General features: G+C 75.1%; 1 protein-coding gene. It reads right to left on the reverse strand.

The genetic code is table 11. From position 1 onward, the window contains the following. A partial coding sequence (locus K6I34_RS37520; protein ID WP_229332478.1) for a DUF6777 domain-containing protein occupies positions 1-866 on the reverse strand: 866 nt, incomplete at its 3' end. Positions 867-905: the final 39 nt, after the last annotated feature.

Genomic DNA, 905 nt, shown 5'->3' on the forward strand with positions numbered 1-905 from the left:
GTGTAGCCCGGCATCGAGGGGGGAGCGGGCGTCGGCGTGTACGGCTGCGACGGGCTCGGCGGTGTCGCCGGGGAGGCGCCGCCCGGCGAGGCGCTCTGGTGCTGCGGCGGCGCCGACGACGCGCCGCCACTGGGCCGCGAGGTGGCGGTGTCCCTGTCGCCCTGGGTGCCCACCGGCCGCTGGAACCAGTGGCCGGTCTGCGGGTCGTAGACGACGAAGGCGTCCATGGCCGCGTCGGCCGGTACGACCGTGATCACATTCTCGGAGCGGTAGGCGTGCCACGTCTTGCCCTTGGGGGTGCCGCTCGCGCTGGAGGGCGGCCCGAGGGGGTTGCCGCAGGCGCAGCGCACGCGGGGCATGCCCCGGTTGTCGACGAGCACGGCGGTGCCCGCCTGGAGGACGGCCTGGAAGGACGTGGCGGAGCCGTTGCGGAAGCCGTGGTCCGTGACCCGGGTGTCGGAGCGCAGTTGCAGCGACGTGAGCCCCCGGAGCCAGTCCGGGATGTTGCCCGCTTCGATGCCCGCGGCGAACGCGAAGGCACGCGCCTTGGTCTGGTCCTCGGTCAGATAGGTGATCTGGCGGTCGACATCACAGCTGGCGGCGCCCTGGGTGCCGCCGTAGAGGCCGGGGGCGGAGCCCTGGACGCTGCGCTTCCCGGAGGATCCCGTGCCCGCGGGGGCGCTGGGCGAGGCGGTCGCCTGCGGTGCGGGCTCCTTCGCCGTCGACTGGGTGAACGGGTCCATGCCGTCGGCGTTGGCGGCCTGGAGGTAGACGTCGCCGGAGCCCCCGTTGTCGGACCGGAGGAAGAAGACGGCGAGCGCGGCGGCGGCGACCACGGCCCCGGCGAGGAGCGCGAGCTTCGGCACGGACCGCCACCAGGGTGACGCGCCTCCCCCGCCCGGCCC

Origin of the sequence: Streptomyces sp. UNOC14_S4 (assembly GCF_020740835.1) — a bacterium.
In the GTDB taxonomy this organism is placed as follows: domain Bacteria; phylum Actinomycetota; class Actinomycetes; order Streptomycetales; family Streptomycetaceae; genus Streptomyces.